We start from the raw sequence: 25,974 nt of genomic DNA, 5'->3' as shown, positions 1-25,974 counted from the left end.
GCGAACCAGCCGGCGGTCCCGGGCTACACCCTCAACTGCGAAGAGCCGATAAAGTCCGAGCTGATGTGTCGGAGGCGTTGATCGTCAAAATCGACCGTGTCGGGTAGCGGACGGGTCGTCGCCTTCCGTGATGCGGACTCGCGCATCCCGTCGAGCATCTCGACGAGCTCGTATGCGTCGGCCGCGCCAAATGCACTCATCGCGCACCTTGAGCCGGATCGAACACGTCCATCGGAATAAAGTCATCGACGTCGAAGCGCCGTTCGAGTAACTGCTCCTCGTCGAACAGGCGGTGTCTCTCTGGCGCTCCGGAACGACGACGCTCCTCCATTGCACGATCGCGTCGTTCCGCCTCTGCGTCGGCTGCGGTGCGACTTTCGGGCAGAGCGGCAACGATAGCGGGGATCAAGTTCGACGCGGCTTCATCGTCGATGATCGGCACTTGCCTCAGGATCCTTCGTGTCCTTTTGCGCACGTGTTCTCCGAAGGGGGCGTCGCGGGCGTCGCCGTCTATTCGTTCACACTCGATCCATCGGTCCTTTGAGGTGTCGTGCACCCACACGGCCGAAAGGTCCCACTCGTCGTGGCGAACCTCCCATTTATCGTTGTGGCGCCGGTCACCGGAGGGCCTGCCTCGCAACAACGCGAGTTCCTCACTGTCGTAGCGATAGGTGCCGAGTTCGATGCCATCGGCACGGATCTTCCGGTACTGGACGGGAAGAAGTGAAAGGTACTGCTCCCCCGTGATCGGCAAAGACACGGGGTCGCTCACATCCATGGCCGCGAGGTACGCAGCATTGGGGCTGAGCGATCGCCGTCGATCGTGGGGATCGCGGAGACCACCATTCGGACGGTTCTGCCACACCACGGTCACCCACTCCTCGAAAAGGTCCGCGAGTTCATCGATCGTGAGAAGCGTCGCAGGGTCAGGATCCCGCCGACGCCGATGCGCTGACTCCCGCGCAATGTATCCCGGAAGCCGTTCAGCGAAGAGGGAAGAAACGACGTCGAAGAAGTGCTCCACGACTGCCTTGTAGGTGGGGCTGCCCGACGGCGCGAACGACAAGCTGATTCCGAAGTACGCGCACGCGGAGCGAAAGACCTCGGACCGGTAGTCCGCTCCGTTGTCGACCATGATTCTCTCGGGAAAGATGAACGGCACGCGGGTGTCGAGGTCCTGCAGTTCGCTTTCACCAAGATGCTTCATCCACGGCATCCGTGGAAGGTCAAGGGATGGCAACCGGAATCGGCTCTGGCGTGCGCTCCTCGGTCGCAAGGCTCTCGCGAGAAGATGTGCGAGGTCGATCCCCTTGTTCGCCGAGACGTAGACGCCGGTCGCAAGGACCGTCCGAGTTCGCTTGTCGATCATCGCGACAAGGGTCCCCCGCGAAGTAGATCCGTTCTTGGTCCTGCACATCACATCGAACTTCGAAGAGTCGATCTGGACTTCATGGCCGGGAGCGATCGCTGGTCGGCTCCGCCAGACCCACTTCGGCCGTTTGCCGATCGAGTGGCGTTGTCTCGCTGAGCGGGACAACATACGATCACGATCGACCAGCTTGATCCATCTGTTGAGTGTCTTGTTGTTCGGATGAACCACGGTTTCCGTCGGGTGCATTGCCTCAACGCGCTCGATCACTGCGATCCGGGTCGGTCTCGACGTCGTCGTCGAGTTATCGACGCCTTCACGGATCTCATCCGTGATCGCGGCGATGTAGTCGTCGGGTATAGACGCCCAAGGGTCGGTGATCCGGACTGAGCGGCCGTCAAGGAGCGCACCTAAGTTGCGGCCCGATGGGTGCCCGGTGTAGTCCTCCCGTTTGCGCCTGAAGGTTCGCGCGCTCATCCTGAATCCTGCACGAGTTAGCTGTCTCGCCTTCGCAGCGTCCTTTTCTCCCATTGGGACACTCAGCGCGAAGAGGGGGTCGAGTTCCTCATGGTCGGGGTGCTTGCCCGTTAGCACCTCTTCGATGTGCGCGGCTAGTGTTCGAGCAGCCGCCAGCTGTTCGTCGGACGCCCTGTCGAGTTCGGGCGCCATGAACGCGCCGATGTCAGGGCGAACCGGAAGAAGGTCAGCCATCACGGCTCGCGTCACCACACTCACCTCGAAGGTCTGCAGGTTCTTCAGCGTGATGCCTTTCAGCCCCACGTCGAGAACCTCATGTTCCACGGAGTCGACCATGACGAGGTCACTGATTGCCACCGTTGGCGATCTCATCAACTCACCTTCCAAATCTGGCTAGAGAACGTGAAACGACGAGTGGAATCGAACAACAGGCTCCGTCGCCACAGCAGGTGATAGACACCCGCGAGAGCTGCCGGTCCCCGTTTTCGACTCAGACTCCACAACCTTCCGAAGGCGATCGATCCCATAGCTGTGTCCTCCAGTTCGCGCTTCCACTCTGGTGACGGTGCATGACGCGGGTGACGATACGGGGCGAGCCACTCGAGGTTGTGTCGTTCGATCGCTGTCAAGCCCGTGATCACTCGATGACCCCACCCAACTTCTGCGCAAAATGCATCGGTGGCCGCGAACTGGCGCACCGTGGCAGGCTTGATAAGATCCGCCGGTCGAACGTTGATGAGTTCCCGGTGCCCTGAGGCGTACGCCGAGAAGAAGTCGGGGAAATGCCAGAGCCCGTTGCCGAAATCGATTCGCATTGGCTGCGCAGCAATGCCAACGACGTCGGCGACGTGATCAAGGAACATCAGCGCCGAGTACTCTTCCATCGACTCGTGCCAGACGTGCTTACGCAACTGACTGAACCAGTAATACCCCTCGATGTTGCGTCGCAACGGGAAAGAGGCTGGCCGGCGTGCGCGGAGGTTGAAACTCATGTCCTCCCGGCCGAACTCAGTCGAGGGTCGCTGCGTATGCAGAACCCGATTCGCATCTACCCAACTCACGGCGGGAATCCCGGGCTTACCGGAGGCCGGGAGGGCGAACGCTTTCAGGCTCTTCATCGCTCACCGGTGGAAGAATCGGCGGTGCGCTCTCCTCCACAGAGCAACTGCGAAGCCGCCGCTCCGTAACTGCCGTTGCACTTCAACGCCATGCCTGGGTCCTGTTCATGAGCAGCCCTCCGTTGGTACGCTCGCACTGGCTTGTTTCAGGCAAGGCTGCTCCTCCACGGCGGGAAAACGGGTATTACGTTCGTCTCGGAGTGGACGTACGATTTCTTGCCGAATAATCAGCGAAATATTGTTTTTCGCGGCGTGTCGTCGAACTCAGCCAACCTTGTGTGCGGACGGCAGGGCGTGAAGAGGCTGCACTGTTACTCCCCGCTTAGCCCTGGGCCACTGCGCTTCATCAATCCCATTCGGGGACCATTGAGAGATGTCGGCGCAGGCGGATCACCGCAAAGAACTAGCACCGACCTTCGAGATCTCTCCAGGCGCCCGGCGAGTAGCAAAACGCGTCACCCGATCTCAAGACCAACAGTGAAGAGCTCCGTTAGCGCCACCGCGCACCCTCGAGGATGTCGTCAATCAGATCGGGGCTGCCACCATGCAACAACCATTGAACCGGGCTCTGCCACTCGCCGTGAAACAGGAGGTCGTCCTTCGGAACGGTCATGAACCCTTGCAGGCTCGCGGGATGACGCTCGTCGGGCAGAAAAGACTCGAGGAGATGAGCGAGATTCGGGAGCAAGCCGTCTGAGGTCTCGTCCGTGAACTGCCACCGGGGATACACGGTGACTCCCGCCGCATCGAAGGCGTATAACTTGCCCTCCCTGTGCAGCCTCCGGACCTCTTCCCGAGGGATCTCGAGCCGTGCAGCAACCTCGGATTCGCCGTAACTTGCCGCGACGGCATTCAGCGAAGTGCGCTGCTCCATCTCGCGAAGCTCTCCTCGCGCAACCCTTTCCTCCGTCTCGGCAAACTCCTCAGGCGTGAAGTCGCCAGACTCTACTAGGTACCTACGCTGTTGCGATGTTAGCCCTGGAGAGAACGGACGCACTTGTCGCAAGAGTTGAGCGGCTTTCTGCCGCAACGCCGTCGCGACCTCAATCCCGCACCCATCAGAATCGATCGACGATAGAAGCTCGTCGACAGCGCTTACGATCGTCAGCGGACGAACTGGAACTGACATCGGAAACTCCTCTCCGCGGCGACGCGTGGCAACGCGACTCAGGACGACTGTAGCGCCGGCGAATCGTCTTTGCGCCGGTCACAGTGCAAAAGTATGCGTCGATCGAATCGCATGGGTGCTCTCAATGACCCCGAAACCCTTCAATTCACCTGCGACAAGCTGGAGCGGGTGAGCGACCTGCGCTGCGTCAACTACGGCACGACGGCACGACGGCACGCGGAGATGGTCTATAAGCGAGAGTGTCTCTTCCGTCGCGAAGACCCGGCCTTTCCGCTCTGCGAGAGCAGCGGCGTGAATGAGCTCTAGACCGCGCCGAACGTCTTGAAGACGATCAAGGCCAGCTTGCTCGCACCCATCATCTATGGCACCTCCGATCACGCGGTCGGACCCCGGCAAAGTCTGCCCGTGGGCCTACTGAGTGACGGTGCCGACCATAGCATCGCCGACTCACGCACGTAATAGATCGCCAGCTCCGTTCTTCACGGATCACTCGACGCGACTATCTGCGCAGCCCATCTCGACCGACCGCTGTCGTCGCCCGCTCACTTCAACGCCTGGCCCTTCGGTTCCGGTAGGTCCATCTATCGCCGCTATCCGGATCAGCCCCGGCTCGTTCGAAGGTCCGCAGCCCACCACTTCAACGTCTGGCCCGTTGGCCACGATAAGACCCGTTGTCCCAACTGTCCGGCAATGCGCAGCGCCGCGACTCCTCGCTGATCCGAAACATGTGCTCGCCGGCATAGATCCACGCTTCACACTTCGGAGTCGTGTCGCCGTCGCCCGAAAGAGGAGCGCGGACGAGAGAGCATTGACTGCCACCCCCACTGGATCGGGGGCGGCCGTCAACGTCAGCGTGCGTCTCCGTCAGCTCCTCCGCAGACGCCCCCGCACGAGGAGTGCTCCTCCGAGGGCAAGGATGATTAACCCTACGAACACCCACGGCCCGACAGCCCCTCCTGTGCTTGCCAAGCCTTCGCCGCCGTTCCCTGCCCCGGATCCATCAGCGCCTCCCCCGCCGCCCGAAGATTCGCCGGTGCCAGGATTCTCAGGCCCAGGTGCCTCCTCTGGATCCGGGTCCACTGCCTGCACGACGGTGACCACATCGTCTACGCGAAGTTCGCCGGCTCCCTCACCTCCGAGGTAGAACCCCAGCTGCGTCACAGAGGTCGGATCGAAGGCGGCGTCGGGCGCCCATGCCGGAGCTGCGAAATCGGAGAAGGGGATCTCCACGCGCTGCCACCCGTCACCCTCGACGGGGGCGAGAGTCTCCCAATAGGAGCCCTGCGCAACGAACTGGACGGTCACGGCGTCGCCAGGTGTGCCCTCGACCCAGAACTCGAGTCCGGCGTACCCCCACCAGTCCTGAGGCTCGGTGAACGTTCGCACGACGCCCGCGTAGCCGGGACCGCCGAGGTCGTAGGCGGCGACCATCGCCTGAGAGCCCGTTTCAGGGTTTGCTGCAAGCGACAGAGTGATCGCGCCGCCGCCGGTGTTGCGCACGTACGTCGCGGCGAGGGCAGCGTCATCGGCATAGGATTCGAAGTCCTCGACGACGAGCGGATCGCTCGGCAAGGACTTCATGGCGAAGTCGGCGGATCCCCCAGACGACGCGGTGGACCCTACTCCGTTGATGGCCACCACAGACCACCAGTACCGCTCCCCCGGCTCCAGTTCGACATCCGGCCTGACCGTCGTCGCCTGAATTCCGTCCGCGACGAACAGGGGGCTGGCGAGATCAGCTGACTTCGCGAGGGTGAAGCGGTAGTAGGCCGCGCCCGATGCAGCCTCCCACTCGAACGTGGGGGTAGCCGTCACATCAATGCTGCCTGCCGCCGGGGCGATCAATCCGAATGCCGCAGGCGGCCCGTTCGGCGCATCGACAGCCGACCAGATCGTGGCTCGCGAGATGCTCGCGTCACCCGCCAAGCTCACTCGGAGGTAGGGGCCGACGAGGTCACGTGCCGTCAGCACTCCATCGCCCGTCTGCGTCGACGCCGTCGTCCAGCTCACGGCATCCGCACTCGACTCCACGACGACCTCCCCGGAGATGATGAAGCTCGCGGCGGTCAGGCGATCCTGCTTCCAGGTGATGGTCGCGTCGCCGCCGCCGGCTGCGACGACGCTGGTGCCGCCCGCACGGGGATCGATGGTCACGTTCTCATGCGACTCGGTCAGGAGCCAGGACTCCAGCGGATCGACGAGCACTCGGGTGTCGGCCTCGGTCGCCACCGGCTCCGACACCGTCGCATCCACGACCGAGGCATCGACGGCGACGACCCGGTAGATCGCGCCGGATGGCGACACGAAGTCCGTTGCCGATCCCGCATCCGCACCAAGGGCTGCGGTATCGACCTGCGCCCAGGCGACTCCGTCGGTGGACCGCTCCAGCCGGTAGGACGAGGCGCCTCCCGCGCCACGCCACGCCACCGTATTGATCCCGTCCACCCGGTCGATCGCGACGATCAGGGGCGTGCCGATGGCGGGTTGCACAGATGAACCACCGACCGCGGCCGCATACGCGGAGATCGCCGACACTCGAGCTCGCTCCGCGTCGGTGGCGCCGGGCGCATGGAGGGTGAAGCCGTCGTCGTGGGGTACGAGGCCACCCCTGTCGTTATTGCCGAACAGCGACCAGAACAGCATGCCCGTCACGTTCGGATCCTCCACCAACGGATCGAGCAGCGCGGTGCTGGCAGCGGTCGAGGCATACTCCCCGCCGACATATACCTTCCCAGCGGCCGCCACCGTAGCGGCATCCGCAGACACGCGCGAGGCCGTCGGCGGGTAGTAGTGCACATCGACGATGTCGAGTCCAGGGGCGGCGAGTGTGTCCGGATCGATGTCGAACCGACGGCCGGCGGCGACGAGCTGCTGCGGGGCGCGCTCCTTGATGAACGCAACTTGCTGGTCGATCCAAGGCGCCGTCATCCCCTCCAACTCGTTTCCGAGTTCCCACGCCATGATGGTCGGATCGTCCACATACCGGATGCCGGTGAGCGCGTTGGTGCGCTGGAGGATGGTGTCGACGTAGTCCTGATAGGCGCCGATCGCTCGATCGTCGGTGTAGAAGTCGGCTGGTGCCAGCCCGAAGGGTGCCGTGAAGTCACGGTGTCCTCCGTGGTAGTACTCCCACTCGTCGGTGAGCGGCAGGATCAAGCGGATGCCGAGCGTGCCGGCGTACGCGATCGCGAAGTCGATCGTCGCGAATGCCTCCTCGTTGATCTCCCCGATGGTCGGCATGATCGCCAGCGGGTTCGCGCCGTCCTGGCCGGTCGAGGTCATCATGTGCGTGCGGACGACCGTCGACCCCATCCGTGCGGCGGCATCGAGAGTGTCGGCGATACGGAACGCGGTCGGGTAATCCACACCGCCCACGTTCTCGTCCAGCCCCAGCCAGTAGATGTTCGGCCCACTGAAGCGGAATGTGTCACCATCGAGCACGAGCCGACTGCCGTCGCGCTGCACGAAGGTGCTGTTGAGCGAGGTCCAGTCTTCAGGCGCTGCCGAGGCCGGGGCGGCAGCCGCCGGCAGCAGCGCTGCGGCCACCGTGACGGCGAGAATACCCGCCGAGAGTCGGCGGCCACCGGTGCTTCGAGGGCGGGGGGTGCGTCGGTTCATCGAGCCAGGCTCCTTCGTCTGGGGTCGTGCAGAGGTTCGGGAATGGTGCTGCCGAGCGCATCCGCCCGGTGGATCAGTGCGGCGGCGCCGAGGATCGGGCCGGCTCCGTCGAGTGCCGAGCCGGTGACGATCACGTCGGCGGCGTAGTCGAAGACGATCGCGTCCTGCACCGCGCGACGGACGAGCTCGAGGTAGTCGGTGCTGACCGCGGTGAATCCCCCGCCGACGGCGACAATCTCGAGGTCGAGCAGCGTCGCCGCACTGGCGATCGCCTGGCCGACGGCCGTCGCTGAGCGGATGATCGCGGCGCGCGCGACCGGTTCTCCGCGGGCTGCGTCTGCGGCCAATTCCTCCCCCGTGCCGCCGAACCACCCGTTCGCCTGCGCCCAGGCAACGCTGCGCGGCCCGGACGCGATCCGTTCGAGCGTGACGTCGTCAGCGGAGTCCGACACGGTACGCGTGGCGATCTGCACCTGTCCGATATGCCCGGCGTTGCCGCTGCGCCCGGAGATGAGCCGATCGTGGAGGATGATCCCGCCGCCGATTCCGGTGGAGACGATCATCGCCATCGAGTGCGCTGCGCCACGGGTCGCCCCCAGCCAGTGCTCGGCGAGGGCGATGCAGGTGCCGTCCAGACGCATGACGACGGGCAGACCGGGGACCAGCCGACCCAGGTGAGTTGCGAAGTCGAACCCGTGCAGCTCCGGCAGGTTCTTCGGACTCGCCGTCCCACGGCCCAGGTCGATGGGGCCGGCCGACCCGACCCCGACTCCGACCAGTGCAGACGTCTCCGGCATCCGCTCGATCGATGCGCGCACGGCGCGGTCGATCGACTCTTCGAGCTCGCGCCGGCCAGCTCCCGACCCCGTCGGTTCGCGGTGGAGACTGCCAGGCAGGATCGCGCCCTCCGAGTCGACGAGCGCCGCCTCGACCTTGGTGCCCCCGAGGTCGATCGCCAGCGCGATCGACCTCGGGGAATCTGAGATGATGCTCATCGCGCCCAGTCCGCGACCAACTGGTTCGCCGTGCGCAGCACGCGAGTCGACACCAGAGCGGCGGGATCAAGCGTCGCGCTGGTGCGCACCTGGAACGTGACAGTCTCGCCAGGCAGCATCGTCACGAGCTGGTCGTCGACAACGGCTGCAGGGTCGACCTTGTCGACGAGCAGAGCCAGATCCCGCAGGAACACCTCGGCCGTGACAGTGACCGTGTACCCGTCTTCGCAGGGCTGTGCATCGGTCGTGAACGCCGGCGCCGGAAGGCTGGAGTCACGCGCTTCCGCGTAGTACCAGAACCCCCGCTCGGTGCCGACCGTGGCCACGATCACCTCATCCGCGTGGGACGACACGGTCGCCACCCCCGGAGGGATGTCGACGGTGACGGAGGAACGACGATCGAGGTCGAGCGGGATCGTCGCCGATGCCAGCTCCGTCCCGTCGAACCGCAGTCGCCGGATGATCAGATCCTCCGCCAGGGCGTCGGGGCTGTCGTTGAGCACCGCCACGACGAGTCCTTCGCCGCGCGGCTGCACGGTGACCAGGCGATCCGCATAGACGTGTCGAAGCGCGTACAGCAGGGGCTTCGCGTGCTCATCCCCGTCGACAGCCGCCCACGATGTCACCGGCCAGCAGTCGTTGAGCTGCCAGACGACGGATCCCATGCACCGCGGGCTCAGCGAGCGGAAGTGCTCGATGGCGACGGTCACGGCGTTGGCCTGATTGAGCGACATGGCCCAGTGCCAGTCTTCGGTGTCATCCGGAAGCGGCAGGTGCGCGACGAGCCCATCGGTGAGCTTGTCATTGCCATCTGTCGCCTTCTGGTGATGGATCATCCCCGGCGATTCGGGCGTCAAAGGCGAGTCCGAGATCGCCCGTTCGATCGTCGACCAGGTGGCAGGCCCCTGCCATCCGAATTCGGCGACGAACCGGGGCGAGACGTCACGATAGGCCGGGTAGTCGACACGGTTCCACAGCTCCCACAGGTGCACCGAGCCGTGATCAGGATCGTTCGCGGGGATCTCGGGCGTTCCCGACCACGGGCTCCCCGCGGTGTAGTTCCCAGCCGGATCGAGTTCGGCGACGAGACGAGGCAGGAGGTCGAGGTAGTACCCCATTCCCCAGGTGCGGCCCTGCACGCGCTTCTCCCAGCCCCACTCCTCGAAACCCCAGATGTTCTCGTTGTTGCCATTCCACAGCACCATGCTCGGATGCGGCATGATCCGCGTGATGTTGTCGCGGGCCTCGGCCTCGACCTCACTCCACAGCGGCTCCTCTTCGGCATACGCCGCACAGGCGAAGAGGAAGTCCTGCCAGACCATGATGCCGCGCTCATCGCACAGCTCGTAGAAGTCATCCGACTCGTAGTAGCCGCCGCCCCAGATCCGGAGCAGATTCATGTTCGCGAACTCCGCCTGGTCGAGGCGGCGCGACAGACGAGCACGATCGACTCGGGTCACGAAGGCGTCGTCGGGAATCCAGTTCGCCCCTCGCACCCACACGGCCTCACCGTTCACGACGAAGCGGAAGGACGTGCCTTCGGCGTCCGGTTCCAACTCGACCTCGACGGTGCGGAACCCGATGCGACGCGTCCAGTCCGCGATGTGTTCGCCACCCTGCTCGAGCGTCACAGCGAGGTCGTAAAGGGGTTGCTCACCGAAACCACGCGGCCACCAGAGCTCAGCGTCGGGGACGGCGAGGTCCACGACGGCGATGGTCTCGTCGGCACCGAGTTCGACGCGGCCGGTCACCCCGGCGACCGCCGCAGCCAGGGTCACGTCGGCATCGCCTGCGCGCTCCACCTCGACGTGCACCGCCACGCGACGGTCGTCACCGTCCACCGTGACGACCGGACGCACGGACGCGAGACGTGCCCCCGACCACGCGTGCAGGCTGACCGGCTTCCAGAGCCCTGCCGATGCGGCGTCGAGACCCCAGTCCCACCCGAAGTTGCAGGCGGCCTTGCGGATGGCGTTGAAGGGGTGGAAGTAGGTATGCGGCCGATACCCGATCTCGAGGCTCGCACGATCGGCGGCTGCGACGGGCGAGCCGAAGTGCACGACGAGCTCGTTCTCCCCCTCCCGAAGGAGCGCATCGACATCGAGGCGGTAGGTGCGGTGCTGGTTGCGCGTCTCAGCCACGACGCTGCCGTTCAGTGTGACGGTCGCGACGGTGTCGAGTCCTTCGAAGACGAGGTCGTGGCGATCGTGCCCGTCAGGCGTCCAGTCGAACGCGGTGCGATACTCCCAGTCAGTGGAGCCGATCCAGGTCACCAGGTGCTCGTTGCGGTCGAGGAAAGGATCCGGGATCAGCCCGGCGTCGAGAAGATCTGTGTGGACCAGGCCCGGGACGGTCGCCGGGACGCTCAGACCGGAGAAGGACGCAGGAACCGCACCTCCCGTGGCGCGCAGACTCCACCCCTCATGCAGCGCACGGGTGGTCGATGGACGGGCGGTGGTGATGTCGGTGATGCTCACTTGGTTGCTCCAGATGTCAGGCCGTTGTAGATGTATCGCTGCAGGAAGAGGAAGGCGACGAGCGTCGGAATGATGACGAGCACGGTGCCGGCCGCGATGATCTGCCACTGCGCACCGAACGGACCCATGAAACGGAACAGCGACGTGGAGATCACCCCCAGATCCTGCGAGGGCATATAGAGGAAGGGAATGTAGAACTCGTTGTAGATGGCGATGCCCTTGATGATCACCACGGTGGCGACGGCGGGCTTCAACAACGGGAGGATGATGCGCCAGTACACCGTGAAGCGGTTCGCGCCATCGAGCATCGCCGCCTCATCGAGTGAGATCGGGATCGACTGCATGAACTGCAGGAAGATGTAGATCGCGACGATGTCGGTGCCCATGAACAGCAGGATCGCCGCGCCACGTGTGTTGAAGAGATCGAGCGCGGAGACGACCTGAAAAGTGGCCACCTGCGTCGTCACGGACGGCACGAGGGTCGCGAGCAGGAATAGCGCGATCACGAGCTTGCGACCCCGGAAGCGAAAGCGGTCCAGAGCGTAGGCCGCCATCGTGCCGATCAGAATCGTCCCCGTCACTGAGACCAGCAGGATGATCGCGGTGTTCAGGAATCCGGTGACCATACCGCCCTGGTCGAAGGCGACGACGAAGTTGTCGAGGTTGAACCAGTTCGACGGCGGGGTCAGCGGTCCGGTCGTTCGCTGTTCCCGGTCGGTCTTGAAGGCGAGCATGAAGATGGTCACCAGCGGCACGACGGCGAAGAGACTCGCGATGATGAGCGATGCGTACTTCAGGGTCGTCGCCGTCAGCGCTGCGGCTCCGCGTCGGTGGGTGCTCGCGCGTCGGCGCGCTCGAGATTCGCGCGAGGACGAGGGCTCGGGCGGCGCGCCCTGCGTGCGGACTGCGGTCACGGTCATGACTCGCCTCCCTTCTCATCGGGGAAGACCCGACGTTGGACGAACGTGATGATAAGGACGATCACCAGGAGCACGACCGCCATCGCCGACGCGAGGCCCACCTTCGAAAATTTGAACGCCGTGTTGACCGTCTGGATCACGAAGGTCTCCGACCCGTTCGCACCGCCGGTCATGATGTACGGCATCTCGAACGCCGACAGCGCGCCGGCGATCGCGAGGATGAAGGACAGCCCGAGGATGCGACGGATGCTCGGGAGGATGATGAAGCGGAACTTATGCCACGAGTTCGCCCCGTCGATGTCGGCGGCTTCGTACTGTTCTGCCGGCACGGACTGGATCGCACCGAGGAAGAGTACGAAGTTGAGCCCCATGTAGCGCCAGACCGACGTGGCCGCGAGGGAGGCGTTGACGAACGAGGGGTCGCCCAGCCACTGAGGCGGGTCCTGGATCCCGACGGCGACGAGAAGCGCGTCGAGGGTGCCGCCAGGGCGGAGGAAGTAGAGGAACACCAGCCCGATCGCGACCCCGTTGATCAGGTAGGGGAAGAAGATGACGCCCTTGAAGAGGTTCTTGAAGCGTGTGCGGAAGCTCAGGAGCGTGGCGAGGTACAGCGCGAGCACGAGTTGGGCGACAGCCCCGACCAGGTAATAGAGGCTGACGAAGAACACCTGGAAGATCTCGGGCTTCGTGAAGATCTGCACGAAGTTGTCGATCCCGACGAAGTCCTTCTGCGGCTCGAGCCCATCCCACGACGTGAGGCTGTACCAGAGCATGTTCGCCACCGGCACGTAGGTGAGCACGACCAGAAAGGCGAGGGGCACCACCAGAAAGAGCCATGGCGTGAACCCTGCGCTCTGTCTCCTCGCTCGCAGGGGTTGTTGTTCGCGGCCCTTGCGAGGTCGGGTCGTCACCAACGCCCTCGTGGCGGGCGACGTTCCCTGTCCGATTGCCATGATGTCTGCTCTCTTCGGTGAGGATGGCCGTCCGGCTCCGGGGGAATCGGAGCCGGACGACCTGGGGATTACTCGGCGACGGCAGCCCGCGCCGCGGCCCAGCGCTCGTTGAGATCAGCGAATACGCTCTCCTTGTCTCCGTCCGCGGCTCCGCGCGCGACATCGATGAGCTTCTGCCGGTAGGTGTTGCCGAAGAGGTCGATCTCGGCCTCGTTGGCGATGTCGTTGATCACGGCCTCCTTGCCGACGGGATCGGGCGCGAGCTCCAGGTAGGTGACTCCGAGGTCGGCGAAGTCCGCGAGAGTGTCCGGCGCGGGATCGCTGATGACCGGACTGATCGCTCCCTGACTTGCGGCGAATCCGGACTCGTTCGTGAACCAGTCGATCCACGCTTTGGCCGTCGCCTTGTTGTCCGAGTGCTTGCTGATCGCCAGGAACTTGTCGGACGCGGTCACCGACGTGAAGCCGTCGTCGGTCTTCCAGGGCATCGGCCAGAAGCCGATGACATCGCGCGACTCGCCGGCTTTCTCGGCAGCATCCTGCATCTGCGACACCGCCCAGGAGCCGAGGACCATCGAGCTGATCTCACCGGATGCGAGGAGGTTCTTCGACTCCTCCCAGTTGGTGGTCGTCGGGTCGGGTTCGCTGAGCCCTGCTGCCACAGTGTCGAAGAGCAGCCCGTCGATGTTGTACTGGTCGTTGCCTTCCGACCATGGGTCGTCCGTCTCGATCATCTCGGAGCGGACCTCGGGCCCCTGGGTCGCGCCCAGGTTGCCTTCCAGAGTCGCGAGCGGCCAGCCGTCCTTGTAGTTCGTGTAGTACGGGATCGAGCCCGTCGCCTTGATCTTCTCGAGGGCGTCAAGGTATTCCTCTTGAGTCGCCGGCGGCTCGGTGATGCCCGCCTCCGTCCAGACATCCCGGTTGAACACATAGCCCATCGCCGAACCGAACGTGGACACGCCGTACACCGTGCCATCGAACGATGCCTCATTCGCGAAGCGGTAGGTCTCAGACTGCTCTTCGACCGTGCCCAGCGGCTCGAAGAAGTTCGCGTACTGGTCTTTCGTCACGTTCGAGCTCGGGATGAGAAGCACGTCGCCGTAGTCCTGCGAGTTGAGGCGGATCTTCGTGTCGCCCTCATAGTCGGTGAGCGCTTCGAACTTCACCGTCGTACCCGGATACTCCTCTTCGAACGTCTTCGCGTACTCCTTGAAGGTCGTGTCGACGAGGTCGGTGCGGTTGGTCAGGACCGTGATCTCGCCCGACGGCTCACCGTCGTCGTTGCTCGCTCCGCCCGAGCATCCAGCGAGGACGATCGCGCCGACCGCCGTCATCGCGGCGAGACCGAGGATCGGTTTCCGGTTCATGAGAACTCCTTCGTTCGCGGACGAAGGGCCGGGTTGCCTCGTCGCTCGGCATCCAGCATCGCTGGCGGAGACATCAGAGTCAAGACTTAAGATTATTAATTTATGTAACAGATTGATGTCGGCGGAGTCGGCACCAATCGGTCACTCGATCGGCGCGGGTCCCGACGTCGCGCGCTCGATGAACACCGCGTGGGGAGCTTCGCGAGTCTGCGCCGGCCGGCCGGCGAGCAGTTCCAGCAGCTCCTCCCCGGCGATCTCGCCGATGCGCTGCACATCGTGGCTCAGGGCGGAGAGGGGTGGCTCCGAGAGCTGGCATTGCGCCGAGTCATCCCATGCCACGACGGAAATGTCCTCGGGTATGCGAAGCCCGGCCTGCTGTGCCGCGTCGAGTCCACCCAGCGCCATGAGGTCACTGTCGAAGATCACGGCAGAGGGCCGCCCCTCGCTCGCCAACAGGATGTTCATGGCCTCGAAACCCGAGGTTCGCGAGTAGTCGCCGGTGAGGCTGACGGCGTCGAGGTCGAGCGCATCGACGAGAGCCGCGAAAGCCTCGACGCGGGATTCGGTATGCGTCAGTTCGATGGGGCCGGTGACATGTGCGAGGCGACGATGCCCACTCGCGACGAGGCGGTCGACGGCCTCGCGCATCGTGAGCGCATCGTTCGTCCACACGGCCGGGAGAGCCTTGGCCGAGGCAGGTGCCCCGATCACGATCGCGGGAATGCTGCTGCGCTCAGCGAAAGACACGCGCTCGTCATCGTCGACGACGTCGACCAGGATGAACGCGCTGACGACATGCTCTCGCTGCCATCGCTCCAGCTGCAGGATCTCCTCCTCGCGTGTGGCGAGCACGCGCAGCAGCACTGAAAGACCTGCGGGCCGGACCACACGATCGATTCCGGCGATCAGCTCGTGGTAGAACGGCTCGGCGCCGTAGATCTCGGAGGCGCGGAACAGTGTGAGGCCGATGGGCCGCACCTGCGCGATAGTCTGTTCGAAATCGGGACCCATCGGGTGGGCGACCTTTCGTGATCGGATCGTCGTGTGCGCCCCTCACAGTACGCGCTCGATGATCAGGAGACACAGATGGCCCGGCGCGAGTCGATACAGTCCGGCCCCGGCAGCCAGGCGCTCATCGTCGACCTGATCAGATCGGCAGGGCCGATCAGCAGAACCGAGCTGACTCAGGCGACCGGGCTCACGCAGCCGTCCGTGTCGAACATCGTGCGCCGCCTCATCGAGGCCGGTCTGGTCAGAGAGTCGGGGCGCACAGCGTCGCAGGGCGGCAAGCCACGCACTCTGCTCGAGATCAACGCGAGTGCCAAGTACGGGATCGGGATCCAACTCGGCTTCGAATCGATCACGCTGGTCGCCACCGATGTGCGGGGCGGGGTGGTGGGACGTCAGCTCGTCAATGGAGCCGGATCAGCACCGCCCGACGAGGTCACCGCCAGGATCGCCACGCTCTATCGCGGTTTCGTGGACGCAGTCGACCTTCTTCCCTCCTCGATCGCTGGGGTCGCCGTCGTCGCACCCGGCCCTATCGCGCAGGTTGGCGGAGTGCTCCTCGGACCGCCGACGCTCTCGCGATGGGACGAGTTCCCGCTCAAGCAAGCGCTCCAGTCAGCCATCGACGCCCCCGTCATCGTCGACAACGACGCGGCGGCCGCCGCCGTCGGCGAGTTCTGGAGTCGACAGGTGTCGCGGACGGAGTCGTTCGCCTGCATCTACATGGGCACGGGAATCGGCGCAGGCATGGTGCTCGACAGCGCCCTCTACCGAGGCTCCAGCTCGAACGCCGGCGAGCTGGGACACATCAGCATCGATGCCGACGGAATCCCGTGCCACTGCGGAAACCGCGGATGCCTCGAGCGCTACGCCGCGCCGGAGGCCGTCATGCAGGCCGCGCACGACGTGCGCGGAGCTCTCAGCGATCTCCGCCTCGGATTCGACCCGGAAACGCTCGGCAGGGACTTCGATCAACTCGCCCGCGCGGCGATAAGCGGACACGCCACGGCCCTCGGCCTGTTGCAGCGATCCGCCGATCACATCGCCTCGGCCACGGTGACCCTGGCCAACCTTCTCGATCTCGACCGCCTCGTCCTTGCCGGGCCGGGGATGGCGGTGGCGGGCTCGCTCTACACACGGACGATCCGCTCACGGCTCGAGCAGAGCTTCTTCGCGCGACGTGCACATCCGATCCTGGTGGAGCTGTCGGCGAATCCTCGAGACACAGCGGCGATCGGCGCGGCCTCGCTCGTACTGCAGGGCACGATCGCCCCCGGACACGGACCTTCACTCGGCTGATGCGGCTGACTACCTGTCGACGTCGCGTGAAGATGCCCAACGGCGACGACCGGCAAACGGGTCGTGGACCACATCGATCTGCTCATCGAGTACGAGTGTGGCGCGGTCCTCAGCAAACGGCGGCCACTGGCCGACACTCGCCGCATAAGGGCTTCCGGCGCGCACGAAGCTGGCCCACAGTGCGCTCATGCTCTCGCTGAGTCCCCGGGGCGGTGCGTCGCCGACCTCCTCAACCGCTACCGCGCTGTCATCGAGATGGCGGAAGACGAACGGCAGCTCGAGCGAATGCCCGGCTCGGCGCGACCAGGATGCCGTGTCGGGTCGCGGCCACGCGAACAGATAGGCGAATGTGCGGGATCCGGTACGCCGACGCGCCTCGAGGAGCCGATTCGTCGGACCGCGGTAGTGTCGGTCGGTCACCAGCGACTCGAGCACCTCGGCCGAGGTGAGCGTCCGATGGTCATCCTCAGCGCACGCCGCGATGTACGAACCCGCTTCGCCCCCTCGCCCCATGCTCTCGAGTTCGGACTCGAGCGCGGGCAGAGCGTCATGTGCTGCGAGATGCATCAGGTCCACTGATGCACTCGCCTCGTTTCGAGCGGTGCCGATGAGTGCGTCGATCGCGATGCCGCACCCGTCAGCGATCCGCCGCCTCGGCAGGCCATGCACGAAGCGACCGTCGATGATCGGACGGAACGGGGTGGCGGGTCCGCGCAGCGCCCCCTGCCATCTCTCGACGACGCGCTGCTGGGCTGCGATGATCTCCGGCGCCGGTGCTCGCAGCAGATCCCGCGGATCCGCACCTCTTCCGCCGATTTCGTAAAGTAGCTCCGCGGTGACCTGAGCGGCCCGATCGGGAGTGTGTGCTCGCTCCGCCGGAGCACTCTCGATGATGACCCGCTGGAATGGCGTCTCGTCGTCGCTCTCCGCGAGCAGGAACGAGACGATCGCGCCGCCGGCCGACTGCCCCATGACCGTGATCCGTGAAGGGTCTCCTCCGAACGCCGCGATCTCATCGCGAACCCATGTGATCCCAGAGAGGACGTCCCCGAGCGCGAGGTTGCCGGCGTCCGCGTAGTCGTCACCGAGCAGATGGTCAAGACGAAGGTGGCCGAACGCGCCCAGGCGGTAGCTGATCGCCGCGACGATCAGATCTTGGGCGGCCGCGAGACGCGCACCGTCGCAGAGCGGATCGCCGTTCGAGCCCACAAGGTGCGCTCCGCCGTGCACCCAGACCAGCACGGCGCGCGGGTCGGACTGCGTCACCGGCAGCCAGACGTTCGCAGTCAGGCAGTCCTGTTCGCTCATGGGCAGGGCGCCGGCCGAACCGGCGCCCTGCCACGAGAGAGGACCCTGCGCACTCGCACGGAGTCCTGTCCAACGGTCGGCCGGCGCGGCGGGCCGAAAGCGGTCAGGCACCGTCGCCGTCGGCACGCCAAGCACTGCGATGGCGTCGCCGTCCGGGGTGTGCACGCGCGCGCCTTGGACTCGGCCCCTCGATGTTGCGAATTCCTGCATACCGCCTCTTCCGAGATCGTCTTTCTCTCTCCCGCCGCCCCCCCCTACGGGAGCACCACCTCGCCCTGATTCAGGACCCTGGGGTGGAAGTACGTGTTCTGGATCTCCGTGTTCGAGTTGTTGCCACGCAACTGCTCCGACCAGATCATGAAGTACGACCAGCGCGTCTGAGATTGCAGGAAATTCGCGTCGGGCACCTTGCCCATCTCGGCGATCGCGATCGGCTTCGTCCCCGCGATCGTCTGTAACTGCTGATAGTCGGCCGCACTCGGGTAGTTCTTGTACCAGGCGTCGAGCGAGACGACGTCCACGTATGAGGCACCCGGGTAGTAGTTTGCCCATCCGCCGGCGGGATTGTCCTGGACGTTCCAGACCCAGATCAGGTTGTCGAGGCCCTGCGCGTCGAAGTAGTCGCGCATCTGCTGGAAGATCTTCGCTCCGCCGTTCGCGCCCGGGCGCCCACCCCACCAGTTCCAGGTCTCGTTCATCTCGTGGAATGGCCGGAAGAGCACCGGCACGCCGGCATCCTTGAGCTGACGGAGGTAGGGGACGACCTCGGCCATGCGCTGACGCCACGTGTTGTTCAACGCGGTGCCTCCGGTCACGATCTGCGTGAACTGCGTGTTCGTGATCTGCGTCTTCACGCCGCCCTCGAACTCGCAGGTCGATGGACCCGTGGGCGAGCAGGCATGCCAGGCGAGGGTGACGAGCGAGCCGTTCGCCCACTCCGTCTTGGCCTGGTCGATCACACGCTGACGGTTCGCCGCGTCCTGCGATCGGAACATCAGGTCCCCTCCCCACAGTCCGGGGTACTGACCGGTGATGTCTTTGACCTGTTGCGTGTACTGGGCGGGCGCGCTGGCCGGTTCCTTGTTGTGCTGACCCGACACGATGTTCGAGCCAGTGATGGCGCGGAGGTATTGCAGGACCGACGCCTTGCTCTTCAGAGTGAACGCTTCAGCAGGCGCTGGCTGGCCGACCGCAGTGGCGATCAGGCCGAGCACGAGCGCGGCACCCAGGGTCATCCGAGCCATCCGAGTAGGGAATCTCATCTTCGTCTCCTTTCCGCGCTTCCTCGTTGAAGCGGCGGCGGAACCAGACTCCCCTCCCGAGCACTCGCCGTCAAGCAGTTAGATCATAAATTTATTAAAGTCATGCGGGGGGGGGGCTTCGGCTTCGGTGCAACCACGGCGAAAAAGCTCCTCCGTCGCGTTCCGGAGGAAGCCGGGGCCTTCGCGGTGACGGCAGGATTGACCCAGATCGCAATCATGAGGTCGGAGGAGCCGCGAGCTTCCAACTCCTCACCCTCCGAAACGCGCACCAGAAATGCACCACGCCCGCCCTCGGATACGGAAAAACCCCCTCGCGAGAGGGGGTTTCCATGGCGGTGACAGTGGGATTTGAACCCATTGTGCGGGCGCCCGTACCGCACGTCAGCACTCATTTCTTCTCGTAAACGAGGAAACATCGATCAGGAGAGCACACCCGCTCACAACTGCTGACGGGAGCTCCTGCACCGAAATGCACCACGAAAACTCCCGGCGATCCTCGTAGCGCTCACGCGCAGATCGGCGATCGGACGCCCTCTACCACTGGCGACTAACTGCCCGCTCCGACGAGCTCCCAGTCATCTGGAGCTTGCTCACTCAGCACCGTGACGTTCGTCTGTCCCGGGTGCTCAACCGTGCGTACGGCCGGCCTGTCATAGTCAAATGCCTCGACGTGCCAGTTCTGAGAAATAGTCTTCGGTGGATTGTTGTCGGCAACAATCACTTGCAGTCGATCGGGTTAGGCCTGTGCCAAGCTGTCCAACTCACGGTACAGACCATCCAGAATCTGGGCATTCTGGTTACCGATCGACTTCCTCGGCGTGTCCAAGATCAGCAGCCCAGGATAGGAGGTGTCTGCGCGTCGGAGGGCCACAGACATCAGGGCAATCATGTAGGCACACGTCAGGGAGGTGGCGATGCCGCCTGTATTGAGGTTGTCCCAACGCACGCCATTGCAGTGTGGCAGGTAGCTCTTCGGCTCGATGTGCGCCTCTGTGATTCCGGGGATGCCGAACCGTGAAATGAGACGACGAAACTCCTCGGTCAACTCCTCGATGACATCTGCTCTGCGTCGACCGAGCATCGCATCTAGTTCTTTGCGTCGCTCGATATCGGACGCTACTGCCGCCTCGACCTCGGCACGATTGAACTCTAGGTCCCTCACGACGTCCCATTGACGGAGCACCTTCTCCAGCAGGGCGATCTCCGCGTCGGAACGCGCGAGCACCGCCGAAGCGTCTCCGAACGCCTCTAGGCGCGGGGCAACGAACTCAGCGGATCGGGCGTCAAGAAGTTGTTCCAGCTTCTCGAGGTTGCACGAGAAGAAGTCGCCGCACCGGCCGATGGGCAGAGATGAGCTCCTCCGCATGCTCACCGAGTCGCTCACCGGCGGAGACTACGAGCCCGGGACGCGCCTCCCCTCCGAACGGGTGCTCGCCGAGCGCTATTCCGTCTCCCGCCCTGTCGTCCGAGAGGTCATGCAGCGCCTGCGCGAACGCGGCGTGATCTACGTGGCGCAGGGCAGTGGCGCCTACCTCCGCGAGATGAGCGCCCTCGACTGGGCTCGTCCGCTGGATGCCGCCGGCCGGCATCGCTCGGCGACGTTCCGACAGCTGCTGGAAGCCCTGTCGATGATCATGCGCCAGGCGGCCGAGCTCGCCGCCGACCGCGCGACGGAGGTGAACCTGGAGCGCATCGGGAGTGCACTCTCGTCCCTCGACAGGGCCGGCAATCTCATCGACAAATCGCGCAGCGACATCGCCTATCTCGCCCTCATCGCCAAAGCCGCGCACAATCCGGTCATCGAGATGATGTTCGGAGCGATCGCGCCCCTGCTGTACGAGGCCTCGTTCATCAGCTTCCACGATGCCCGCATCTTCGCCGCGATGACGCCGTTCCACCGCGAGATGCTCGACGCCCTGACCGCTCGCGACGGTGCGAAGGCTGCGTCGATCTTCGCCAAGTACATCGCCATCGAGATGGACATGTACGGCGACACCCTCGACCGGCCGTTTCAGTCCCTCGGTGGGCAGACGACCGGATTCGGCGACGACGTGGGCCTCGAGGACGTGATCGACGAAGCACTCCGTCGCAGCTGAGCCGAACCCGCGAGCCGTTGCCGGAAGCCTCTGAGCAACGCGCCTGGAGAGGCAGCGCGCCTAGAGAGCGGCGAGAACCGCCTGTCCGGGGACGCGCGCATTGCGCTCGGCGGCGTTGCGGGCGATCCCCAGAGCGTTTTCGAGGGTCATCCCGCTGTCGAGGCCGTGCAGCAGCCCTCCGAAGAAGGAATCGCCGCTGCCGGCCGGAAAGCGGCCGACGATCTCGGGAGCATCGAGCCGGATGAGCGTGCCCGCAGACAGCGCGGCACCACCGTTCACGCCGTCCGTGACCACCGCATCGACACCGAACAGGTCATGGAGCGCGGCGCAGCCGGCCGCAGCGTCGACCACGTCATCACCGATCAGCTCACTGACCTCGACGCGATTGATCTTGATCAGGTCGCACTCCCGCGCGAGGCGGACGAGCTCCGGACCCGATGTGTCGAGAGCGACCCGGGTGCCGTTCGTGCGCGCCGCCGCGAGGAGCAGGGCCAGTTCCGTCCCGGGAACGCCGGTCGGGACGCTTCCCGACACGGCCGTCCACGCCGTCGGGGCGGCTTCACGGACCGTCGCCGCATAGCTCGCCCACTCCTCGGAGGCGAACCCGGTCGCCACCTCGTAGACATCGGTGCTCGTCGCTCCGCCGTCGGCCTCCACCAGGGAGAAGCAGGTGCGGGTCTCGGCTGCGAGCTCGACCACGGTCATCGCCACCCTGTCGGCTTCGAGCAGCCGATGCACCCGTTCACCGTTCAGACCGCCGAGTGCGACGATCGCGTGCACATCGGCGCCGAGGGCCCGTGCCGCCCTCGCCATGTTGAGGGACTTCCCACCCGCCACCGCAGTCGTCGCGAGCGGACGGTTGATCCCTCCGCGATCGAGCGCCTCGATCTCGTAGGTGATGTCCAGCGCAGGAGACAGCGCGAGCACGCGGATCATGGGCGCCGCTCCCAGGGACGGATCGCGCCGAGAGTCCGCGCCTCTCCGGTGTCCAGCACCTCGATCGCGGCCGCGGAGATCTCGGTCGCCGTGTGCCATCGCGACGCATCGGGGCCGGACGTCCAACCCAGCTGGAGGACATCGCGGGGGACGAACGGCTCTCCGAGCGCCGGGGCGACCGCGTCCGAGGTGCGCACCAGCACCATCCTCTCCGCCGCCGCCTCCAGCACGGACAGGGATTCGGGACCGACCGCCCGCACGTAGACGACGATCACAGGCCAGCGGCGGTCCCCGATGGCGCTGCGCACCGCGTCCGCATCCGTGGCGTCGATGCACAGCTCCTCGACGCCGATCGGCATCGGGCGATGCCGGGCGATGCCGGTGACCTGCTCCCCGCGAGCCACGAGGGCCGCCGCCGCCGGCGCCAGGACACCCGAGGCGCCGACGATCAAAATCGGACCCATGCGCTCCAACCTAGAACGCCTGCGGGCCCACGGAGGCACCGGAGCGCCCCTGCAGGAAGTCCAGATCGAGTCCCTCATCAGCCTGGGTCACATGCTCGATGTAGAGACGTGTCCACCCGCGGTCGCTGTTCGGCACCACGGGCGGACGCCACTGCGCCCGACGCTCTGCGAGTTCCTCCTCACCGACGTGCATGTGCAGCGAGCGTCCGGCGACGTCGAGGGTCACGGTGTCGCCGGTGCGGATCAACGCCAGCGGTCCGCCGGCGGCGGCCTCCGGGACGACGTGCAGGACCACTGTTCCGTACGATGTCCCGCTCATCCGTGCATCCGAGATCCGCACCATGTCGGTCACCCCCGCTTCGAGGATCTTCCGCGGCAGCGCGAGGTTCCCGACCTCCGGCATTCCCGGGTATCCCTTGGGGCCGACGTTGCGGACGACCAGGATGTCGTCGGGCGTCACGTCGAGATCCGGATCCTCCGCATCGGCGAGATACGCGCCCAGCGAATCCCACACCAGCGCACGGCCGGTGTGCTGCATGAGCTCGGGCGCCGCGGCCGACTGCTTGATCACGGCACCGCGCGGAGCGAGGTTTCCCTTCAGCACGGCGATCCCGGATCCGACGGGCTTCACCGGGTTGTCGAGCGGACGGATGACCTCGCGGTTGAACACCTCGGCGCCCGCGTAGTTCTCACCCAGCGTGGCCCCCGTGACGGTCAGCGCGTCGCGATGCAGGAGGCCGCCGAGCGTCTCCGCGAACCCGGCGGTGCCGCCCGCGTACTCGAAGTCCTCCATCAGGAAGCGTCCGCTGGGCATCAGATCGGCCAGCACCGGCACATCGCGCACCAGCGTATCGAAGTCGTCGATCGTGAGCTCCACGCCGACGCGACGCGCGAGCGCGAGGAGATGGATAACGGCGTTGGTGGATCCGCCGAGGGCGGCATTGGCACGCACACCGTTCTCGAACGCCTGGCGCGTGAGGATCTTCGACGGCCGCAGGTCCTCCGCGACCATCTCCACGATCCGGCGCCCGGCGAGGTGCGCGGCGGTGGCCCGTCGGGAGTCGTTCGCCGGAAGCGATGCGGTGCCGGGCAGCTGCATCCCCATGTACTCCGAGATGCACGCCAGCGTGGAAGCGGTGCCCATGGTCTGGCAGTGGCCCTGACTGCGGGCCATGCAGCCCTCCGCCTCGGTGATGGCCGTTTCGTCGATGAGGCCCGCGCGATACGCCTCCGTGAACTTCCACACCGAGGTCCCGGAGCCGATGTCCGCTCCACGGTGCTTGCCGTTCAGCATCGGGCCGCCCGTGATGAGCAGCGCCGGGATATCCACGGACGCCGCCCCCATCAGGTAGGCGGGCGTCGTCTTGTCACACCCGGCGAGGAGCACGACGCCGTCGAGCGGATTCGAGCGGAGCGTCTCCTCCAGGTCCATCGCCATGAGGTTGCGCAGCAGCATCGCTGTCGGGCGTACGATCGGCTCGCCCGCCGACGTGGTGGGGAACTCGAACGGCACGCCGCCGGCCTGCCAGATACCGCGCTTGACGTGCTCGGCGAGGGCCCGCAGGTGGATGTTGCAGCTGGTCAGCTCGCTCCACGAGTTCGCGATGCCGATGATCGGCCGCCCACGGAACGAGTCGTCCGGGAGCCCCTCACTGCGGAGCCAGGACCGGTGCATGAAACCCGTCTTGCCCTCGGCGCCGAACCACTGCTGGCTGCGCAGTCCCTGGCCCCACTCGTGCTCGCCCTGCGGTGCGAGCTTCTCGAACGGCTCGGACGTCGAGCCGAGGTTCTGGGCGCTCATGCGAACCTCGGGAGGTGCTGCGCCTGCGCCGCGATGAGGTCGTCGGCGAGGGCGGTGGCGCGGTCGGCGTCGAAGAGGGCGCCGTCGGCGATCATCGCCTCGACGACCAGGTCGCGGTCGCCGGTCAGCGCCGCCTCCACCGCGAGGTCGACCGAGGTCAGCCGGCGGGCGAGGATCGCCGTCAGCGGCTTGCCGAGGTCGGGGACCGAGACCGGGCGGATGCCACGGGCCGTGGCGACGCCGGGGATCTCCACCGCCGACCAGTCGGGCAGGCCCGGGACGGCGCCGTTGTTCACGACGTTGCAGCTGAACATCTCGCGGGAGTCGAAGGTGATCGAGCGGATGATCGCGATCAGCTGCTCCTGCTCGCCGCCGGAGCGCTCGAAGATCGACTGGTCGAGCGGCTCCTCGCCGAGCGCCTGCCGCTTCATGCCCTGGTAGCGGTTCTCTCCCCACTCCAGGATCTCAGGAAGGCTGAAGGCGTCGATGCCGAGCTTCTTGCCGTAGTAGTCGCCGTCCTGGAAACGTTCCGGGAAGAATTCCACGACGTGCCGGTCGCCGGCGGCCGCGAACGCACCGTAACGCTCGAAGAGCTCCCAGGCGAACGGGTTGTGCCAGGCGGTCGGCTTCTCGTAGAAGATGTTCCCGATGTCGGCGGGGTCCGGGGCCTCGGCGAGTTCTCGCCGCACGCGGTCGGCGATCAGCGGCCAGGCATCCTTGCCCTTCCAACGGAAGTCATAGATGAAGGTGAGGTGGTTGATGCCGGCGTACAGCGTCGACGTCTCCTCGAACGGCGCGTCGATGAGCTGGGCGAGCTCACGCTGGATGTGGTGCATTCCGTGGCAGAGGCCGACGACGTCGAGGCCGGTCTGCTGCTGGATGGCCTGCACGTTCGCCGTCATCGGGTTGGAGTAGTTGAAGAAGAACGCCTCGGGCGCCAGATCGGCGATGTCACGCGCGATCTCCACCAGTACCGGGGTGGTGCGCAGCAGCCGGGAGATGCCACCGGGCATGATCGAGTCGCCGACCGGCTGGTGGATGCCGTGCTTCTGCACGATCTCGTGGTCGAGCTGCCACGCGGGGCGGCCACCTACACCGACGCAGGTCACGATGAAGTCGGCTCCGGGGAGCACCGCGCGGCGGTCGGTGGACCGCACGATCCGGATGCTGTCCTCCACGCCGCGCGCAGCGACCATGGCTTCGGCGAGATCCGCGGCGACGCCGAGTGCGACGGCGTCGACGTCCACGAGGCGGATCTCCCACGCGCCGAGGTCCTCGGCGCTGATCAGGTCCGCGAGCAGACCCCGGGTGAAGACGGCGGATCCGGCCCCGATCAGGACGAGGGCGCGGCGGTCGGTGGTGTTCATCGTTGATATC

Annotated in this window: 20 protein-coding genes; 3 read left to right on the top strand and 17 right to left on the bottom strand. The window is 65.6% G+C overall.

Going from position 1 to position 25,974, the window contains the following annotated elements:
• Positions 1-196: 196 nt before the first annotated feature.
• The 3 genes from AX744_RS09165 to AX744_RS09155 all read right to left on the bottom strand — a co-directional run bounded on the left by AX744_RS09165 (position 197) and on the right by AX744_RS09155 (position 4,093).
• Positions 197-2,203 (bottom strand): Mu transposase C-terminal domain-containing protein, encoded by a 2,007-nt coding sequence (locus AX744_RS09165; protein ID WP_197429200.1) that lies wholly within the window; start codon positions 2,201-2,203, stop codon positions 197-199.
• 14 nt (positions 2,204-2,217) lie between these two features.
• Positions 2,218-2,964: a TnsA-like heteromeric transposase endonuclease subunit gene (locus tag AX744_RS09160; protein WP_061016455.1), complete on the bottom strand. Its 747-nt coding sequence runs from the start codon at positions 2,962-2,964 to the stop codon at positions 2,218-2,220.
• A 490-nt stretch (positions 2,965-3,454) separates the two neighbouring features.
• Positions 3,455-4,093 carry a hypothetical protein gene (locus AX744_RS09155; protein ID WP_061016453.1) on the bottom strand — a complete coding sequence of 213 codons (639 nt, stop codon included), beginning with the start codon at positions 4,091-4,093 and terminating at the stop codon, positions 3,455-3,457.
• Positions 4,094-4,204: 111 nt separating this feature from the next.
• On the opposite strand from AX744_RS09155, the gene AX744_RS09150 reads away from it, so the two are divergent.
• Complete coding sequence (locus tag AX744_RS09150) at positions 4,205-4,399, top strand: hypothetical protein (protein WP_061016451.1); 195 nt, start codon at positions 4,205-4,207, stop codon at positions 4,397-4,399.
• A 558-nt stretch (positions 4,400-4,957) separates the two neighbouring features.
• Here AX744_RS09150 and AX744_RS09145 read toward each other — a convergent pair.
• The 7 genes from AX744_RS09145 to AX744_RS09115 all read right to left on the bottom strand — a co-directional run bounded on the left by AX744_RS09145 (position 4,958) and on the right by AX744_RS09115 (position 15,401).
• On the bottom strand, positions 4,958-7,711 hold the full coding sequence (locus tag AX744_RS09145; RefSeq protein ID WP_061016449.1) for a CIA30 family protein: 2,754 nt from the start codon (positions 7,709-7,711) through the stop codon (positions 4,958-4,960).
• The gene (locus AX744_RS09140) at positions 7,708-8,706 is read right to left on the bottom strand and encodes an ROK family protein (RefSeq protein WP_061016447.1); all 999 of its coding nucleotides are present in this window, start codon (positions 8,704-8,706) and stop codon (positions 7,708-7,710) included. The genes AX744_RS09145 and AX744_RS09140 overlap by 4 nt, the downstream gene beginning before the upstream one ends.
• Positions 8,703-11,183, bottom strand: coding sequence for a glycoside hydrolase family 2 protein (locus AX744_RS09135; protein WP_231728772.1), 2,481 nt, complete (start codon positions 11,181-11,183; stop codon positions 8,703-8,705). Before AX744_RS09135 ends, AX744_RS09140 begins: the two co-directional genes overlap by 4 nt.
• Positions 11,180-12,103: a carbohydrate ABC transporter permease gene (locus AX744_RS09130; protein WP_082738469.1), complete on the bottom strand. Its 924-nt coding sequence runs from the start codon at positions 12,101-12,103 to the stop codon at positions 11,180-11,182. The genes AX744_RS09135 and AX744_RS09130 overlap by 4 nt, the downstream gene beginning before the upstream one ends.
• Positions 12,100-13,056, bottom strand: coding sequence for a carbohydrate ABC transporter permease (locus tag AX744_RS09125; protein WP_082738468.1), 957 nt, complete (start codon positions 13,054-13,056; stop codon positions 12,100-12,102). The genes AX744_RS09130 and AX744_RS09125 overlap by 4 nt, the downstream gene beginning before the upstream one ends.
• Positions 13,057-13,124: 68 nt before the next feature.
• Positions 13,125-14,423, bottom strand: coding sequence for an ABC transporter substrate-binding protein (locus AX744_RS09120; protein WP_061016443.1), 1,299 nt, complete (start codon positions 14,421-14,423; stop codon positions 13,125-13,127).
• Between the two features lie 141 nt (positions 14,424-14,564).
• Complete coding sequence (locus AX744_RS09115; RefSeq protein ID WP_197429199.1) at positions 14,565-15,401, bottom strand: LacI family DNA-binding transcriptional regulator; 837 nt, start codon at positions 15,399-15,401, stop codon at positions 14,565-14,567.
• 108 nt (positions 15,402-15,509) lie between these two features.
• Between AX744_RS09115 and AX744_RS09110 the strand changes: the two genes are divergently transcribed.
• Entirely contained in the window at positions 15,510-16,730 is a 1,221-nt protein-coding gene (locus AX744_RS09110) for an ROK family transcriptional regulator (protein ID WP_197429198.1), read from the top strand.
• Positions 16,731-16,739: 9 nt separating this feature from the next.
• On the opposite strand, the gene AX744_RS09105 is transcribed toward AX744_RS09110, so the two are convergent.
• The 3 genes from AX744_RS09105 to AX744_RS09095 all read right to left on the bottom strand — a co-directional run bounded on the left by AX744_RS09105 (position 16,740) and on the right by AX744_RS09095 (position 20,684).
• Positions 16,740-18,248 carry a carboxylesterase family protein gene (locus tag AX744_RS09105; RefSeq protein WP_082738467.1) on the bottom strand — a complete coding sequence of 503 codons (1,509 nt, stop codon included), beginning with the start codon at positions 18,246-18,248 and terminating at the stop codon, positions 16,740-16,742.
• Positions 18,249-18,292: 44 nt separating this feature from the next.
• Complete coding sequence (locus AX744_RS09100) at positions 18,293-19,300, bottom strand: glycosyl hydrolase (RefSeq protein WP_082738466.1); 1,008 nt, start codon at positions 19,298-19,300, stop codon at positions 18,293-18,295.
• A 736-nt stretch (positions 19,301-20,036) separates the two neighbouring features.
• A complete protein-coding gene (locus tag AX744_RS09095) occupies positions 20,037-20,684 on the bottom strand; it encodes a hypothetical protein (protein ID WP_157543568.1) in 648 nt (215 codons plus the stop codon).
• Here AX744_RS09095 and AX744_RS09090 point away from each other — a divergent pair.
• Positions 20,665-21,396 (top strand): FadR/GntR family transcriptional regulator, encoded by a 732-nt coding sequence (locus tag AX744_RS09090; protein WP_061016435.1) that lies wholly within the window; start codon positions 20,665-20,667, stop codon positions 21,394-21,396. The two genes, AX744_RS09095 and AX744_RS09090, sit on opposite strands and share 20 nt — an antisense overlap.
• Positions 21,397-21,456: 60 nt before the next feature.
• Here the strand turns inward: AX744_RS09090 and AX744_RS09085 are convergent, their stop codons facing one another.
• The 4 genes from AX744_RS09085 to AX744_RS09070 form a co-directional block, all read right to left on the bottom strand.
• Positions 21,457-22,332: a 1-phosphofructokinase family hexose kinase gene (locus AX744_RS09085; RefSeq protein ID WP_061016433.1), complete on the bottom strand. Its 876-nt coding sequence runs from the start codon at positions 22,330-22,332 to the stop codon at positions 21,457-21,459.
• The gene (locus AX744_RS09080) at positions 22,329-22,796 is read right to left on the bottom strand and encodes a hypothetical protein (RefSeq protein WP_061016431.1); all 468 of its coding nucleotides are present in this window, start codon (positions 22,794-22,796) and stop codon (positions 22,329-22,331) included. Before AX744_RS09080 ends, AX744_RS09085 begins: the two co-directional genes overlap by 4 nt.
• A gap of 10 nt (positions 22,797-22,806) precedes the next feature.
• Positions 22,807-24,597 (bottom strand): IlvD/Edd family dehydratase, encoded by a 1,791-nt coding sequence (locus tag AX744_RS09075; protein ID WP_082738462.1) that lies wholly within the window; start codon positions 24,595-24,597, stop codon positions 22,807-22,809.
• Positions 24,594-25,974, bottom strand: a 1,381-nt coding sequence (locus AX744_RS09070; protein ID WP_231728771.1) for a family 4 glycosyl hydrolase, incomplete at its 5' end; no start/stop codon positions are given. The genes AX744_RS09070 and AX744_RS09075, both read right to left, overlap by 4 nt.

Source organism: Microbacterium sp. CCH5-D1 (assembly GCF_001557335.1).
Taxonomy (GTDB): domain Bacteria; phylum Actinomycetota; class Actinomycetes; order Actinomycetales; family Microbacteriaceae; genus Microbacterium; species Microbacterium oxydans.
Note: the sequence above shows the minus strand (reverse complement) of the source record. Positions and strands in the feature narration are given on the sequence as shown.